This window comes from Blautia sp. JLR.GB0024 (genome assembly GCF_037000545.1).
Taxonomy (GTDB): Bacteria; Bacillota; Clostridia; order Lachnospirales; family Lachnospiraceae; genus Blautia; species Blautia celeris.
Genome location: NZ_JBANBF010000013.1, coordinates 96,494 through 112,860, shown reverse-complemented (window position 1 = coordinate 112,860; position 16,367 = coordinate 96,494). Strand labels below are relative to the sequence as shown.

The 16,367-nt window shown below is 49.9% G+C and carries 14 protein-coding genes; 12 read left to right on the top strand and 2 right to left on the bottom strand.

Annotated elements, in window-relative coordinates; all coding sequences use genetic code 11:
* The 3 genes from V8Q34_RS22025 to spoVT all read left to right on the top strand — a co-directional run bounded on the left by V8Q34_RS22025 (nt 1) and on the right by spoVT (nt 2,574).
* Nucleotides 1–897: an NTP transferase domain-containing protein gene (locus V8Q34_RS22025; protein ID WP_033144049.1), complete on the top strand. Its 897-nt coding sequence runs from the start codon at nt 1–3 to the stop codon at nt 895–897.
* 56 nt (nt 898–953) lie between these two features.
* Nucleotides 954–1,895 carry a DMT family transporter gene (locus V8Q34_RS22020; RefSeq protein WP_103732251.1) on the top strand — a complete coding sequence of 314 codons (942 nt, stop codon included), beginning with the start codon at nt 954–956 and terminating at the stop codon, nt 1,893–1,895.
* A gap of 136 nt (nt 1,896–2,031) precedes the next feature.
* The gene (gene spoVT, locus V8Q34_RS22015) at nt 2,032–2,574 is read left to right on the top strand and encodes a stage V sporulation protein T (RefSeq protein WP_033144051.1); all 543 of its coding nucleotides are present in this window, start codon (nt 2,032–2,034) and stop codon (nt 2,572–2,574) included.
* Nucleotides 2,575–2,653: 79 nt separating this feature from the next.
* On the opposite strand, the gene V8Q34_RS22010 is transcribed toward spoVT, so the two are convergent.
* Together V8Q34_RS22010 and V8Q34_RS22005 are read right to left on the bottom strand one after the other, a co-directional pair.
* Nucleotides 2,654–4,117, bottom strand: coding sequence for a nicotinate phosphoribosyltransferase (locus V8Q34_RS22010; RefSeq protein WP_033144060.1), 1,464 nt, complete (start codon nt 4,115–4,117; stop codon nt 2,654–2,656).
* Between the two features lie 312 nt (nt 4,118–4,429).
* Nucleotides 4,430–4,984, bottom strand: a complete 555-nt coding sequence (locus V8Q34_RS22005; RefSeq protein WP_033144052.1) for a M15 family metallopeptidase — start codon at nt 4,982–4,984, stop codon at nt 4,430–4,432.
* A gap of 157 nt (nt 4,985–5,141) precedes the next feature.
* Between V8Q34_RS22005 and V8Q34_RS22000 the strand changes: the two genes are divergently transcribed.
* The 9 genes from V8Q34_RS22000 (at nt 5,142) to V8Q34_RS21960 (ending at nt 16,363) form a co-directional block, all read left to right on the top strand.
* Nucleotides 5,142–7,508 carry a PAS domain-containing hybrid sensor histidine kinase/response regulator gene (locus V8Q34_RS22000; protein WP_335836318.1) on the top strand — a complete coding sequence of 789 codons (2,367 nt, stop codon included), beginning with the start codon at nt 5,142–5,144 and terminating at the stop codon, nt 7,506–7,508.
* 122 nt (nt 7,509–7,630) lie between these two features.
* On the top strand, nt 7,631–8,479 hold the full coding sequence (locus V8Q34_RS21995) for a MurR/RpiR family transcriptional regulator (protein ID WP_033144053.1): 849 nt from the start codon (nt 7,631–7,633) through the stop codon (nt 8,477–8,479).
* 375 nt (nt 8,480–8,854) lie between these two features.
* The gene (locus tag V8Q34_RS21990) at nt 8,855–9,892 is read left to right on the top strand and encodes a zinc-dependent dehydrogenase (protein WP_033144054.1); all 1,038 of its coding nucleotides are present in this window, start codon (nt 8,855–8,857) and stop codon (nt 9,890–9,892) included.
* A 71-nt stretch (nt 9,893–9,963) separates the two neighbouring features.
* Entirely contained in the window at nt 9,964–10,806 is an 843-nt protein-coding gene (locus V8Q34_RS21985; protein ID WP_033144055.1) for a class I fructose-bisphosphate aldolase, read from the top strand.
* 34 nt (nt 10,807–10,840) lie between these two features.
* Complete coding sequence (locus tag V8Q34_RS21980) at nt 10,841–12,379, top strand: xylulokinase (protein ID WP_103732482.1); 1,539 nt, start codon at nt 10,841–10,843, stop codon at nt 12,377–12,379.
* Nucleotides 12,380–12,397: 18 nt separating this feature from the next.
* Complete coding sequence (locus tag V8Q34_RS21975; protein WP_103732481.1) at nt 12,398–13,441, top strand: DctP family TRAP transporter solute-binding subunit; 1,044 nt, start codon at nt 12,398–12,400, stop codon at nt 13,439–13,441.
* 21 nt (nt 13,442–13,462) lie between these two features.
* The gene (locus V8Q34_RS21970) at nt 13,463–14,002 is read left to right on the top strand and encodes a TRAP transporter small permease (RefSeq protein ID WP_033144058.1); all 540 of its coding nucleotides are present in this window, start codon (nt 13,463–13,465) and stop codon (nt 14,000–14,002) included.
* 6 nt (nt 14,003–14,008) lie between these two features.
* On the top strand, nt 14,009–15,292 hold the full coding sequence (locus V8Q34_RS21965) for a TRAP transporter large permease (RefSeq protein WP_225305228.1): 1,284 nt from the start codon (nt 14,009–14,011) through the stop codon (nt 15,290–15,292).
* A gap of 105 nt (nt 15,293–15,397) precedes the next feature.
* Complete coding sequence (locus V8Q34_RS21960) at nt 15,398–16,363, top strand: D-2-hydroxyacid dehydrogenase (protein WP_335836317.1); 966 nt, start codon at nt 15,398–15,400, stop codon at nt 16,361–16,363.
* Nucleotides 16,364–16,367: the final 4 nt, after the last annotated feature.

The following is a 16,367-nucleotide window of genomic DNA, read 5'->3' as shown; positions in this document are numbered from 1 at the left end:
ATGTCTTATCAGGCAGAAAATGCAGTGATTCTGGCAGCGGGTCTGTCCAGCAGATTTGCCCCGATCTCATATGAGATGCCCAAAGCTCTGATTCCCGTCAGAGGTGAAGTGTTGATCGAACGTCAGATCTGCCAGCTCCGCGAGGCGGGTATTGATGAAGTCATCGTGGTGACGGGCTACAAGGCAGAAATGTTTGAGTATCTGAAGGAAAAGCTGGGTGTCACTCTGGTCCACAACCCGGAGTATGACAGGAAGAACAACCACAGCTCCATCTACGCGGTGAGGGAATATCTGCACAATACCTATATATGCTGCGCAGATAATTACTTTAATGAGAACCCTTTTGAGAAGAAAGCGGACGGCAGCTTTTACTCCGCTCTTTATGCGGAGGGCGAGACGAATGAGTGGTGTATGCAGGAAAATGAGGAGGGAATCATCACCTCAGTGGTGATCGGAGGCAGGGATTCCTGGTACATGAACGGTCCTGCCTTCTGGACAGAGGAGTACACCCGGCAGTTTCTGGAGATTCTGGATGAGGCGTACGGGAAGCCGGAGACTGCGGAAAAATTGTGGGAGAATATCTATCTGGAGAACATAGAGAAGCTTCCCATGAAACTGAAAAAATGTGATGAGAGGAATATCTACGAGTTCGATTCCCTGGAGGAGCTGCGGGAATTTGACAGTGTCTACAGGGATCATTCCGGTTCCCGCATCATGGAATACATAGCAGAGACGCTGGGATGCAGGGAAAGTGAGATACACAGTATCAATCCGGCAAAGCGCGCGGACGGTTCCGTATCGGGCATACAGTTTCTGGCACCGGGCGGTGCCTACCAGTATGATTACGAAGCAGGAAATATCGCCAGATATGCAATGCAGGGAAGCGGCAGGTCATAGGCCTGAAAGCAGCAGGGCAGTCCGGTGTGTGGTTTTGAAAGAATGGAGAGTATAAGATGATTACAGGTTTGGCAGCAGGTATCTTCTGGGCGGCAGATACCATTATTTTGGGAATCGCCCTTGCTATGACACCCTTTGTGAGCACGGAACAGGCAATTTTTCTGGCGCCTTTTGTGAGTACCTTTCTGCATGATTTCTGCTCTGCAGTATGGATGCTCTTCTATATGGGAGTCAGAAAACAGATGAAAAATGTGGTGCGGGCACTGAAGACCAGGAGCGGCAAATTCATTATACTGGGTGCTCTGTTCGGCGGGCCGATTGGTATGACCGGGTATGTATTTGCCATCAAGTATCTGGGTGCGACCTACACAGCCATGATCTCCGCCATGTTTCCGGCATTGGGCGCGGTATTGTCCTATATTTTCCTGAAAGAGCGGATGAAGCCTGTTCAGATCGCGGGATTTATTGTGAGTATCGGCGGTATGGTGGCCCTTGGATATACACCGGGCGGCAATCAGATCAGCAATTTCGGACTGGGATTTGCGTGCGCGCTACTCTGTGTGGTGGGCTGGGCTGTTGAGGTGGTGATCTGTGCTTACGGCATGAAGGACCCGAATGTGAACAACGAACATGCCCTGATGATCCGTCAGATGACCAGCGCTGTTTTCTATGGGGCTGTGATCCTCACGGTCATTAAGGGATGGGGATTCACCGCGGATATTGCGTTTACAAAAACTACGGCGATCATTCTCATATCCGCATTTTTCGGCACAGCTTCTTACCTGTGCTACTATAAAGCCATCAACACACTGGGAGCCGCCAGAGGCATGGCTCTGGATATTACATACTCTGCCTGGTCCATCGTGCTGGCACTTGTGTTCCTGGGCCAGATGCCGGATGTGAAGAGCGTCATCTGCGGGATCGTGATCCTGCTGGGTTCACTTACGGCAGCGGCTGATTTAAAGGAAGTCTTTGGGATGAAGGCGAAAACAGCATAGATTAAAAATAACAAAAAATGTATAGTTTCCTCTATTTTACAAATACTACATTTAACTGCCAAAGTTACCATTCGTTCAGGCGAAGGTGAAGTTAAAGAAGATAAATGTCATAGTGTAAAATGGAGGAAATTTTTTTATGAAAGCTACAGGTATAGTCAGAAGAATCGACGATTTGGGGCGTGTGGTAATTCCGAAAGAAATCAGAAGAACACTGCGTATAAGAGAGAGTGACCCCCTGGAGATTTTTACGGACCGGGAAGGGGAGATCATCCTGAAAAAATATTCACCCATTGGAGAGCTTGGGAATTTTGCAAAGGAGTATGCAGAGAGCCTGGCCCAGGTAGCCGGATGTATGGTATGCATCTGTGACCATGACCAGGTGATCGCCGCTGCAGGAAGCGGTTCCAAGGAATATTTGGGAAAAAGGATACATTCTGAGCTGGAGGATGTGATCGCTGACAGGGGAAATGATGTTGTCACAGACAAGGGGTTCCTGAAAGTGGTGGAGGATGACCGGTATGATTACAGCTCGCAGGCATACAGCACCATCACATGCGCCGGGGACAGCATCGGCATTGTGATCCTGCTTGGAAGAGAGGGCGGCAGGGCATTTACGGAGACAGAGCTGAAGCTTGCCCAGGCGGCTTCCGGATTTCTGGGACGTCAGATGGAACAGTAGGGAAAAGAAAAAAACAGTGCACCTGTCCGGAATCGGTAAGAGGGATTCGGGGACAGGTGCATTTTTCATGTACAAATCTTTATTCGATGGCAGCTTCGCCCATCTCCTCCAGAAGTCTGGATTTGATCGCGTACAGCTTGTCAGATAAGTCCACGTAGACTTCCTGGGGATTGACGAGACGCATGGTCTCACTCCAGAGAGTTTCCTTTTCTTTGGCGCATATATCGCGGATCTCCATGACGGAGGGGGAGGTGTAGACACATTCACCCTTCAGGAATACAGGAACCAGAAGTTCGCGCAGTGTATAGGTGCCGCCGGCAATCTTGGTCTTCTTCCAGGTAGCCATGGGGTCAAAAATAATCATGTCTTTTTCCGTGTCAAAGGTCTCGTCCGCCAGGCAGATCAGGTCCGCCCGGATTTTACCGGTGGCCTTGTCATATATCCGGTAAACGGTCTTGTTTCCCGGGTTTGTCACCTTTTCTACATTTTCGGAAAGCTTGATCTTGGGAACAAAGTCCTCGTCATCCTTTTCCTTTATGGCAGCCAGCTTGTACACACCGCCGAAAGCCGGATGGCCGTTGGAGGTGATCAGATTGGTGCCCACGCCCCAGGAATTGATCTTGGCTCCCTGGGCCTTCAGGCTGTCGATCAGGTACTCGTCCAGATCGCTGGAGGCGGAGATAATGGCATCCTCAAAACCGGCGTCAGCCAGCATCTTGTAGGCCTGTTTGGAGAGGTAGGCAAGGTCACCGCTGTCAATGCGGATACCGTAGCCTTTCAGCTCTATGCCCTCCTCCTGCATTTCCTTAAATACACGGATGGCATTGGGCACGCCGGAATCCAGCACGTCATAGGTATCCACCAGCAGAATGCAGGCGTTGGGGTACTGTTTTGCGTACGCCTTAAACGCGGTGTATTCGTCAGGGAAACTCATGATCCAGCTATGGGCATGGGTTCCTTTTACGGGCACGTCGAACATCTGACCGGTCAGCACATTGGAAGTTCCGATACAGCCGCCGATCATAGCGGCTCTGGCGCCGTAGATCCCCGCGTCCGGGCCCTGAGCGCGGCGCAGGCCGAATTCCATGATTCCGTCCCCTTTGGCAGCATATACCACCCGTGAGGCCTTTGTGGCGATCAGGCTCTGGTGGTTCAGAATGTTCAGCAGAGCTGTCTCAATAAGCTGGGCCTCCATAACAGGGGCAATGACCTTCACAAGAGGTTCCCTTGGGAAGATTACGGTCCCCTCCGGAATGGCGTAGATATCACCTGTAAAATGGAAGCCCCGCAGGTATTCCAGAAAATCTGCGTCGAAGATCTTCAGAGATTTCAGGTAGTCGATGTCATCCGGGGTGAAGTGGAGGTCGCGAATATATTCGATAATCTGTTCAAGTCCGGCAGCAATGGCGTATCCTCCGTCACACGGATTTTTTCGGTAAAAGGCATCGAAAACGACTACCTGGTCAGTAGGGTTCTTAAAATAACCCTGCATCATGGTCAGCTCATATAAATCGGTCAGTAATGTTAAATTCAAAGCTCTCATACTATAGTGCTCCTTTGCAATAGCTTTATCTGTCTGCCTTCCCTTGAAAATCAGTCTGTTCTCCGGGATTGCGTCAGCCTTGGTGATATTATAGCACTTTTTGTGCAAAATGCAAGGATACACTGGCATTTTGCCGGATTGTTTGGTGTATTTTCGTTACTGTTCACATACCACTGTCCCGCGAGGTGTTTTCAGGCCGAAGGCATGAAAATCCCGAGGCAGCCAGCGCGATGTGGAGCAAAATGCTCCATATCTGTGCATCGCGAAGCGTGTTGCTGGGCACGCAGTGAACAGTAACATATTTTCGTCTAATTATAACAAGTAGTATTCTTCCAGGGTCAATCCGGTGAGGGACAGGTAAAGGGCAAGGGGGTCCCCTACATAGCGGATATGCCAGGGCTCATAGGGAAATCCGGTGACCGACTCCTTTCCTTTTGGGTAGCGGAGGATAAAACCGAAGTGGGAGGCATAGGTATTGAGCCATTTGCCCTCCGGCGTCAGGGCGAAGGTCTCCTCCAGCTCGTAGTCTTCAGAGGGACAGGATACATCCAGGGCAAGGCCTGTCTGGTGTTCACTGCATCCCGGAGGCGCTACGGCGGTCATGGAGGTGTTTTTCGCAAGAGCTGCCCGGTACAGTTCACTTTGGCGGGTGTAGGGACGGTAGCCTGAGATACCGCACAGACAGAGCCCCTCCTCCCGGGCACGGGCAAACAGTTTTTCAGCGGCTGCGGCTGCCTCCCTGACCAGGAGCCGTTTGGCGTCACCGGGAGGTGCTTGAAAGGGAATCGCGGGTTCAGTCAGATTTTGCGGAATGCAGCCTTTTGGCAGGGGGCGCTCCCGATTGACCAGTATGGAAAATTTCGACATGGATTGACCAGCCTTATTATTCGTATTCAACCAGTATTCTATGCAGAGGGAGGAGAAAAAAACACTGCTCCAGGATAGTATTGGGAAATATTTTGTAGTATACTGTACATAGGTTTTAGCGCGTGAACGGGCAGCATTCAGAAAAGGGGATAGAGTTATGCTGGAACATTTCGGGGATATAACAATGATTCAGGAGGTCCTTCAGCAGGCGCAGACAGGACTCTGGATCATAGAGATAGAAGAAGGGAAAGAACCCAGGATGTACGCAGACAGAGCCATGCTGGGGCTGCTGGGTCTGGATGAGGAGCCGGAACCGGAGGTCTGCTACAGGGCCTGGTATGACAGGATCGTGCCGGAATATTATCCGCAGGTCCAGGAAGTGGTGGAGCAGATGATAAGCCACAGGCGTGCGGAGGTACAATACCCCTGGAGACATCCGAAATGGGGAAGGATCTATGTCCGCTGCGGCGGTGTACAGGATGACAGCTATAAAGAGGGAATCCGGCTGCGGGGTTATCACCAGAATATCACAGACACCATCAGGGCCGAGCAGGAATCCGATGCGGTCATCAGGACGTTAAGTGAACGGTACAAAGGGATTTACCTGTGCAATATAGAGACAGAGGAGATCAAGACCATAAAGGATTACCAGGAAATCGGCAGATACGTGAGCGGCTGTTCCAGCCTTCGGGAGTTCCTGTGCGTCTATGCCTCAGGGAGTGTGCTTCCGGAGTACAGAAAATATTTTCTGGAGCTGGCATCAGGAAACAGGCTGCCGGAGCGGCTGAACGGCCAGGGGAGCCGTGTGGAATATACCTACCGTGTGGCATCCGGTGACTGGAGGCAGATACTCCTTCTGCCCTTTGCCGTATCCGGTGTGGAAAGCCCTATTGTCATCATGGCCTTTGACGACCAGAATGCGGAGATGGAGCAGCATTATGACCAGATGATCGCCCAGGTGGCAGTGTCCAGAATGTACACGCTGGCTGTCAGTGTGGATGTGGGAAGAACGGAATACCACTGTGTCCACTATGCGGAGAAGAGTATGGAGTTCAGGCGGAACGGCAGTTTTGCGGACTATACGGCGCAGCTTAGGAAGTGTGTCTATGAGGAGGACAGGGAAGTCCTGGAAAGCCTCTATCGGGAGGAGAGCTACCGGGACAGAAGGTGGCTGGAAGGCGAACTGCGCATGTGGGATAAGAGACACCAGCTTCACTACTATTCGTATTATTCAGCGCTCATAGAGCAGGATACCGGCGGCGGTTTTTTGCTGCTGATGCGGAACGTGGATGCCAGACGTGCGGAGGATGAGAAGAACCGCCAGGCCCTTTTAACAGCCTACGAATCAGCCAGGACTGCCAATGAGGCCAAGACCAGCTTCCTTGCCAGAATGTCCCATGACATCCGGACCCCTATGAATGCCATTGTGGGGATGACCGCCATAGCCCAGGCAAATGCGGGGGATTCGGAGAAGATACAGGACTGCCTGGATAAGATCAGTGTTTCCAGTGAGCATCTTCTGAAGCTTCTCAATGAAGTTTTGGATATGACCAGGATTGAGACGGGCAAAATAATCCTTGCCCGGGAATCTATTTGCCTGCAGGAACTGATGCGTGATATCGGCACTATAATCGGGCATGAGACAGAGGAAAAGAGCCATAGGCTTACCGTATGTACAGATGAGATCATACACGGGAATGTGCAGGGGGACACCGGCCGTATCCGGCAGATCCTACTGAATCTCATAACAAATGCGGTGAAATATACCCCGGACGGCGGATGTATCGGTATTGCCGTCAGAGAGAAGGCGTCTGACATATGCGGTTATGGTAAATTTGAGTTCATTGTGGAGGATAACGGCATCGGAATGGATGAGGGATTTCTGGAGCATGTCTATGATCCCTTTGAGCGCGCCGACGATGAGCGCGTGAAGAACATCCAGGGGACCGGCCTTGGCATGTCCATTGTAAAAGGGCTTGTCAGCATGATGCAGGGTGATGTGCAGGTTCACAGCAGTCCGGGAAAAGGGACTCGTTTTACAGTGACGCTGTATCTGGAGTTACAGGACAGGAATGCAGTTTCCCAGAAGCCGGATACAGACAGAAAGGTCACAGATATCCTGGATAAAACGCTCCTCAGGGATATGAAGGTCCTGTTGGTCGAGGACAATGAGCTGAACCGGGAAATCGCCCGGGAGCTGCTCAGTATGGCCGGGGCGCAGGTGGAACAGGCCGTGAACGGAAGAGAGGCAGTGGATATGGTGCGGGAGAATCCGGAGAGATATCACGCGGTCCTTATGGATATCCGCATGCCGGTCATGAACGGATGCGAGGCGGCCCGCCGCATCCGTGCCCTGGGGAGACAGGATACAGACCAGCTCCCGATCATTGCCATGACAGCCAACGCCTTTTCAGAGGATGTGAAGAAGTCCCTGGATTCCGGCATGAACGCCCATATTGCCAAACCAATCGATATGGAGAAGATCATCAGTACGTTACGGGATCTTACGGGATGGGAATCATAGAGAAAAGAACACAGGGTTTTGATCTGTGTATGTGTAAAAAGAAATTGGTGTTGAAAAATTTTTTCAAATATGATATGATTTTTCTGTAAATTGTAAAAATAGTTCAAAGAGGAGCGTGGATTGTGGTAGGAGGAAGCTGCAAGGAAAAAATTTTGGGGAGAATGCACTTGCTTACCAATACAGAAATGAAACTGGCATCTTATATACTGGAGCATTATGAGGAAGTGCTGAACTATAATATAACAGAGCTTGCGGAAGAGGCAGGCGTGAGTGATGCGTCTGTGGTGAGGTTCTGTAAAAGTGTGGGATATAAAGGGTACCAGGACTTCAAGGTGAATGCAGCCAGAGACGTGCTGCCCAGGGACAAGCACTTTAATCCCAGCCTGGAGCAGGGAGATGATCCGGAGACCATCTGCAGGAAAATCTTTGCCTCAGAGGTAAATGTATTAAACAGGACCCTTGCGGGTATTGACCTGCCTTTGCTGACAAAGGTGGCAGACCAGATACGCAGTGCAAAGCGGCTGATCTTCTTCGGCAGCGGCGGCAGCCTTCTGGTGGGAAGGGATGCCCAGCATAAGTTTATGAAGATAGGCATCAGGGCTTTTGTCTATGATGATGCGGATATGCAGCTTATGGTATCGTCTCTTATGGAGGAGGGTGAGCTTGCCTTCGGCATTTCCCACAGCGGAAGCAACTACAATGTAATGAATTGTCTGCGGAACGCCAGAGAGAATGGAGCGGATACGGTGGCTCTGGTGAGTCAGGGAAAGACGCCTCTGTCCAAAATTGCGGATACGGTTCTGTATTCCTCGGCAGAGGAGACTATATTCCAGTCAGAGTCTGTCAGTACAAGGATCGCACAATTGGCCATGATAGATACATTGGTAGCAATCGTAGCCTTTGAAGATTATGAAAACTCCTACATGGCTATCCAGAAAACCAGAAAAGCCACTTCAGAAAATAAATTGTAAACAGGTAATACAAATCGAATGCCGCTGCAGGTCGTTGTGATCTGCAGCGGTTTTTTGTTCAGGCTCTCCGGTCCGGACAGCAGGATGACTGCGCAGGTCTGCACGCTGTCAGGTGGTCAGTCAGATGGGGATTTTATGGCTGTAACTGAAAAAAAATTACAGAAAAGATAAAAATAATGTGAAAATAAAGCGGAATACTTTTTGAAAAATATTTTTATTTAATCCTTTGCAAAGATGAAAAACAATGAAAATACAGCAATATAGACAAAAATAGAGTCCTAAATTGAAAATAATTTACAAAAAATAAAAATACTATTGAAAATTATTTTTAAACATGCTATGATGTCATCAAGATAAAAAAAGGAGTGAGAAAGTATGAGAGCAGTTGTTTTGAACGGTCCGAATGATTTCGCACCAACAGATCTGCCGAAGCCTCAAATCGGAGATAATGACATACTTCTGGAGATGAAGAAAGCCGCGATCTGCGGAACAGATATGCGGATTCTTGCAGGAACCAAGACAAAAGGTGTCCGTTATCCGTCCGTGATCGGTCATGAGATGTGCGGTGTCATCAGTGAGGTGGGAAAGAATGTTTCAGGATTTCAGGCAGGAGACAAGGTTTCCATCGCCAATGTGATCCCCTGTGGCTCCTGTCCGGCCTGTCTGGCGGGAAGGGAAAACGCCTGTATGAACCGTAAGGCAGTGGGATATGAGTTTGACGGAGGCTTTGAAGAATATGTGCTGATCCCGGAGATCGCCATCAAGAGCGGCAATGTCATCAAACTTCCGGATCATGTATCCTTCACCGCAGGCGCTTTGATAGAACCTCTGGCCTGCTGTATCCGCGGTCTTAAAAATGCCGGTACCGGATTCAATGATACCGTGCTGATAGTAGGAGCCGGACCGATCGGACTGATGCACATGCAGCTTTCCAGGATTGCCGGAGCAAAGCAGGTGATCGTCAGCGAACCCAACGAGATGAGACGCCAGGTTGCCCTTGAACTGGGCGCAGACAGAGTGGTAGACCCCACCAGTGAGAACCTGGAACAGATCATCAAGGAAGCCACCGGCGGCATGGGAGCAGATGTGATCGTTATGGCCATCGGCGTACCGGCACTTGTGAATTCCACTTTGAAGCTCTGTAAAAAAGGCGGTACTGTAAACCTCTTCGCAGGCTTTGCCGGAACAGGCGAGTGCACCATAGAGGTAAATACCATCCATTATAATGAAATAACGGTCAACGGCAGTACAGCTTATAAGCGTGCTGATTATCTGGAAGCGGCGGATATGGTTATGTCAGGCAAGATCAATCTGGATAAGATCGCAACACATACATATAAAATTGATGATTTCCAGCAGGCTTACGAGATGTGCAAAAGCGGCCAGGGCCTGAAAGTGATCATTGAACCATAGGATCACACAGCGGCGTGTGAACAGCAGCAGAAAAACTACAATATTTTATGATAAAAAAGGAGATTAAAATTATGGCAATGTTAGGTAAAGAAGTAAGAATGAGCAGACTGGTTAACCCGAAGAGCAACAAAATGATGGCAATCACAGTTGACCATGCAACTTCCAGGGGAATCGCACCTCTGACAGGACTGCATCATGTGCAGGATACTATTGATAAGATCATTCTGGGAAGACCGGATGCCATGACACTGACAAAGGGAATCGCAGAACACTGCATGTGGAACCACGCAGGCGAAGTGGCAATGCTCATGAAGATCTCCAACTATTCCCCGGTAGCCCCCACCAAAGACACCATCTTCGGCACTGTAGATGAAGCCATCCGCATGGGCGCTGACGCTGTATCTATGGGATGCATGACACTGGGAGATTTCCAGGGCGAGCAGTTTGAGGCCATCGGCAGGGTTTCAGAGGAATGTATGAGAAAAGGAATGCCGCTGATCGGACATGTATATCCCAAGGGAGAGAGCGTAAAACCGGAAGACAGAACAGCCTGGGAAAACATTGCATACTGTGTGAGAAGTGCCTGTGAGCTGGGTATGGATATCATCAAGACAACCTATACAGGTGACCCGGAAAGCATGGCAAAAGTAGTGGCAACCGTACCTTCCACCTTCCGTATCGTTATCCAGGGCGGCGATGCCTGCAAGACACTGGATGACTATCTGCAGATGACAAGAGACGCTATGGACTGTGGTGTCGGCGGTGTGACCATGGGAAGATTCGTATGGGATTACAAAGATGTGACAGCACTTGTGATTGCTCTTCGTTACATTATCCACGAGGGATACAGCGTAAAAGAAGCAAAAGAGCTTTTAGCTCAGCTTGAAAACGACAAAAACTACAGCGAATTCTAAGAAAAACCAATAAAGAACGAAACGGGTGTATGAAATGGGAAATAGATACTTATTGGGGGTGGATGTGGGAACCACCAGCATCAAAGTAGCGATTATAGACGAACAGGCCAGGGTTTTGGGCATGAGCAGCAGCTCATACCGGCTGATCACGCCAAATCAGGATTATGCGCAGATCGACACAGAGGATATGTGGAGAGCGTATTTAAAATGTATCCGTCTGCTTCAGGAGGGAAAGAACATTGACATGTCCCGGGTGGCAGGAATCAGCATTTCCAGCCTGTGTCCCGGACTGGCTGCCCTGGGGGAAAACGGAGAGGTGCTTACAGACCCCATCATATATTCAGACAGGCGCAGCACCGAGGAGGCGGAGATGATCCTGGAAGCCGTGGGCCGCGAAAAACTTTTTGAGATCACGGCGAACACAGCCATGGCAGGTGCCATGTCAGGAACCTCTATGCTGTGGATCAAGCGGAACCTGCCGGAAGTTTATGAGAAAACAAAATATTTCGGTCATGTAAACACACTGCTGGCCCAGAGGATGTCGGGTAATTTTGCTATTGATTATTCCAATGCGTCCTATACGGATCTGTTCGAGACAACAGGCGGCTTTCAGTGGTCCGAAGTTCTCTGTGAAAAGATTGGGATCGATATGGAGAAGCTGCCTCCGCTTCACGCTTCCACTGACGTTGTGGGAGGGCTTATCCATCCCGACCTGATCCAGATGGGAATTCCCAGAGATACCCCGGTTATTATCGGCGGCGGTGACACAGCCTGCGCGACTCTGGCTGCGGGCGTGACCAAAGCCGGGCAGGTGTGTGAGTCCGTGGGTACCACCAATGTCCTTACTATCTGCGTGGACCAGCCGAAATTCGACAAGGGATTTATCAACAGGTGCCATGTGGTGGAGGGAACCTGGATCTATCAGGGCGCACTGTCCCACACAGGCGCTTCCTACCAATGGTTCCGGGACAATTTCTGCCAGGACCTGGTGGACAGGGCAGTAGGTACAGATAAGACAGCCTTTCAGTTCATGAATGAGGAAGCCGACATGGCAGAGCCGGGAAGCGGCGGCCTTGTATTCCTTCCCTACATGCTTGGTGAGAGAAGCCCCATCTGGGACCCTTACGCCAGGGGCGTCTTCTTCGGCATATCCCTGCAGACCACCAGAAAAGAAATGAACCGGGCGGTCATGGAGGGCTGCGGATACGGACTGAGACAGCTCTCAGAGATCGCCGAACGTGTTACAGGCCGGGAAATCAAGGAATTCACCTCCATCGGAGGCGGTGCCAAGAGTGAGACCTGGGCACAGATCAAAGCGGATATCACAGGAAAAGATATCAAGATTCTGGATATGAATGATATGGCCCCCATCGGCGCAGCACTGCTTGCCGGAGTGGGAGCCGGAATTTTCAAAGATGTCTATGAAGCTGCTGATAAGGTGGAGAAGAAAGTATATAAAGTTATCCGAAGCAGCCGGGCACATGATGATATCTACAACAAAAGGTATCAGGTATATATACAGTTATATCCACAGATTAAGGAATTATATAAGATTGGGAGTAATTTACATTAGTAAAAAAGGAGAAGAAAAATGAAGAAAAGAGTATTAGCAGCAATAATGACAGCAGCAATGATCTGTACCGGTCTGGCAGGATGCGGAGGAAACGCTTCCGGAAGCACAGATGCTTCAGGCAAAGCGGAAAAGAAGACAAAAATCACCATCGCTGTTCCGGACCCGGAAGCGTCTTACATATATCAGGCAGCACAGGAATTCGCAGACCGGGCCAGTGAGTATTCTGACGGAACTCTGGAATTCACGGTTTCCGGAAACGGTTCCCTCTACGGCGGCGATACCGCTGCAGGTATCAAACAGCTCTCAGCAGGTTCCCTGCAGATGCTGATCCTGGCAAGCAGCGTATATGCCAGCTTTGAACCGGGTTATAATGTGATATCCGTACCTTATATGTTTGATGACCAGCAGCAGCTTCTGGATTATTTGAACAGCGACACAGGAAAAGAACTGATGAACCGTGTTTCCGATATGGGAATCACCACGGTGGGAAGCTGGACCAGATCCTTCCGTAAGATCACCAATTCCAAAAACCCTGTGAGCAAACCGGAGGATTTAAAGGGTATGGTCCTCAGAGTACCCAATAATGCACTGTATGTGGAATTCTTTGGTGCCTGCGGTGCGGTGACAACACCCATGAACTTCAGTGAGGTTTATAATGCGCTTCAGTTAAATACTCTGGACGGACAGGAAAATCCGGTGGATGTTCCCTTCTCCAACAAGTTCTATGAAGTACAGAAATACATCTCCGGAACAGACCATATGGCAGACGCATGGCTGGTAGGGATCAACAGCGAAGTTTTCAAAGGTTTATCCGAGAAACAGCAGGATGCCATCACAAAGGCCGGTGAGGAAGTACAGCAGTGGAATGTTGATTTTATGGAAAAAGAAGATGAGACTGCCCTGCAGACCCTGCTTGACAACGGCATGGAGTACAATGACATTTCCGACGAAGGTCGTGAGGAATTCGTTAAAGTATCCCAGTCCTGCTACGATAAGTTCAAAGAACTGATCGATGACGATGAGCTGTTCGACGCTACGGCAAAATTCTGCGGTAAAAACTAAGAAAATGGTGGAGGTGTTCTTATGGAACGAAAGAAAACAGCCCTGTCCAGATTCTTTGATGTGATCGACGGAGTGGAGAATGCAGTCCTTGCCGTTATGGTGGTGGGCATGATATTCACGATCCTGGTGCAGATCATCGGGCGTGTCATCGGACATCCTTTTCCCTGGACAGAGGAGACCAGCAGGTATCTCTTCCTGTGGATGATGTTCGTGGCACTGGCGGCAGGCTTTAACCAGGCGGAATCTTCCCGTGTCACCCTGTTTGTGGCAAAGGGACCCAAATGGCTTAGAAAGTTCAGCGAAATATTATATGCGGTGATAGTGACTCTGTTTTTCGGCTTCATGATCATTTACGGATGGGAAGTCGTGCAGCAGCAGATCATGATGAAGGAAATGGGAACAGCGCTTATGATTCCCATGTATCTGATCGGCATTTGCCAGCCGATCGCCGGTGTACTGGGTATCATCGGTGTCCTGCAGAGCTTTATGGAATATCACGGAAATGTGGAGATTGCAGGAAAAAGCAAAAAAGATAAAGAAACAGAAGAGAAGGAGGGGTGACAGCAGATGGTAATGAGTATTACGTTATTGGTGGTTTTCATGCTGCTGATGTTCCTGGGAGTTCCCATTGCGATTTCCCTTGGTGCGGCATCTGTGTTTACAATTGTGACAATGTCTTCTCTGCCTCTTTCCATGGCGGCACAGTCCATGTTTACATCTATGAACAGCTTTATTATGGTTGCGGTCCCGCTGTTTATTCTGTGCGGTTCCCTTATGGATGAAGGCGGAGTTGCGGATAAGATCTATGATCTGGCTGAGTCCATGGTTGGCTGGATCTTCGGAGGCCTGGGCCATGTATCTGTTGTGGTAAATATGCTCTTTGCGGGTATGTCCGGTTCCTCTGTAGCGGCCATCGCATCCATCGGTAAGATGAGTATCAATGCCCTGGAGAAGAAAGGCTACCCCAAGGATTATGCCACAGCCATCAACCTGTCGGGTTCCATGCTGGCGTCAGTGATTCCCCCCAGTATCCTGATGATCAACGCAGCGGCAACCGCCAATGTGTCCATTGGACAGGCACTGCTGGCAGGACTGATCCCCGGAATCATTATCGGTCTCATTTTTATGGTTTACAATTACTTCTATTGTAAAAAGCATAATATCGGTGACCGTACTCCTTTCCAGGGAAAACGCCTGGGCAAAGCCTTTGTGAGCGCCATTCCCGCGCTGCTGACACCTGTGATCCTGCTGGGCGGCGTATATACAGGATTTTATACCCCCACAGAGGGTGCAGCGATCGCTGTTGTCTACACCATACTGGTTTCCGTATATGTTTATAAGAACCTGAAATGGAGAGATATCCCCCGCATTATCTGCAAAAATGCCCGTTCCACAGGAACGATCCTCTTTGTGGCCATCGCGGCAAAGCCTGCATCACTGATCTTTGAGCTGGACGGACTTCCAAGCGCAGTGGCGAATATGATCACAGGTATTTCCGACAACCGTATTGTCATCATGTTTGTGCTTTACCTGTTCCTGATCTGTGTGGGCATGTTCATGGATGCCACAGCGGCAATCTTCATTCTGGTTCCCATCCTTCTTCCTGCAGTGCAGGCAGTCGGTGTATCTCCGCTGTTCTTCGTGGTATTCCTGGTAATCACCCTGTCCTTCGGACTGATCACCCCGCCGGTGGGCGTATGTCTCTACGCGGCGCAGAATGTCACGGGGCTTGAATTGGAGAAGATCATCAAGGCATCCGTGCCGTGGATCATTCTGATCGCAGTTGCGTTATGTATCTTTATAGTATTTCCATCTATCATCACAGTGCCTGTGGGCCTCATATTCGGCTGACAGCACTGACAGAAAACGGCGCCGCCCCTTAGAAAGCATACAAGCAGGTGTGATAAGGGACGTGTGCCGGGACACAGGACAGGGAACATTCAAGGAGGAATTGTTATGAAAATTGTAGTGTTGGACGGATATACAGAGAACCCGGGAGATTTAAGCTGGGAACCTCTTGAAAAATACGGGGAGCTTACGGTATATGACCGTACCTCCTATGTGGACTCACCGCTGATCGCCGAGAGAATCGGGGACGCGGAAGTGGTAGTCATGAATAAGACACCGATCACCAGAGAGACCATAGAGAAATGCCCGAACATCAAACTGATCGCCGTGCTGGCTACCGGATACAATGTGGTAGACTGCGCTTATGCAAAGGAAAAAGGAATCCCGGTGGTGAATGTGCCGACCTACGGGACACAGATCGTAGGCCAGTATGCAGTGGGCCTTCTTCTGGAAATCTGCTCCCACTATGGACATCATGCGCAGACGGTAGCTGAGGGCAGATGGGAGAGCAATGCGGACTGGTGCTACTGGGACTACCCCATGATAGAGCTTTACGGCAAGACGGCAGGCATTATCGGACTGGGACGGATCGGCCAGGCAACAGCAAAAATCCTTAAGGCAATGGATATGAAGGTGCTCGCCTACGACGCTTACCAGAGCGAGGCAGGGAAAAAGCTGGCAGAGTATGTGGACTTAGACGCCCTGTTTGCCCGGTCGGATGTGATCTTCCTTCACTGTCCTCTCTTCCCGGAGACAGAAGGCATAATCAATAAAGAAAATATCTCGAAAATGAAAGACGGCGTGATTCTCATCAACAACAGCCGTGGACAACTGGTAGTGGAACAGGATCTGGCGGATGCCCTTAACAGCGGGAAAGTATATGCCGCAGGTCTGGACGTTGTGTCCACAGAGCCGATCAAAGGCAGTAATCCGCTGCTGAAGGCAAAGAACTGCTTCATTACACCCCACATTTCCTGGGCAGCCCAGGCATCCCGCCAGCGGATCATGGACATTACCGCTGACAATATCAGGGCTTATGCAGAAGGCAGTCCTGTGAATGTTGTGAATAAGTAAAGAA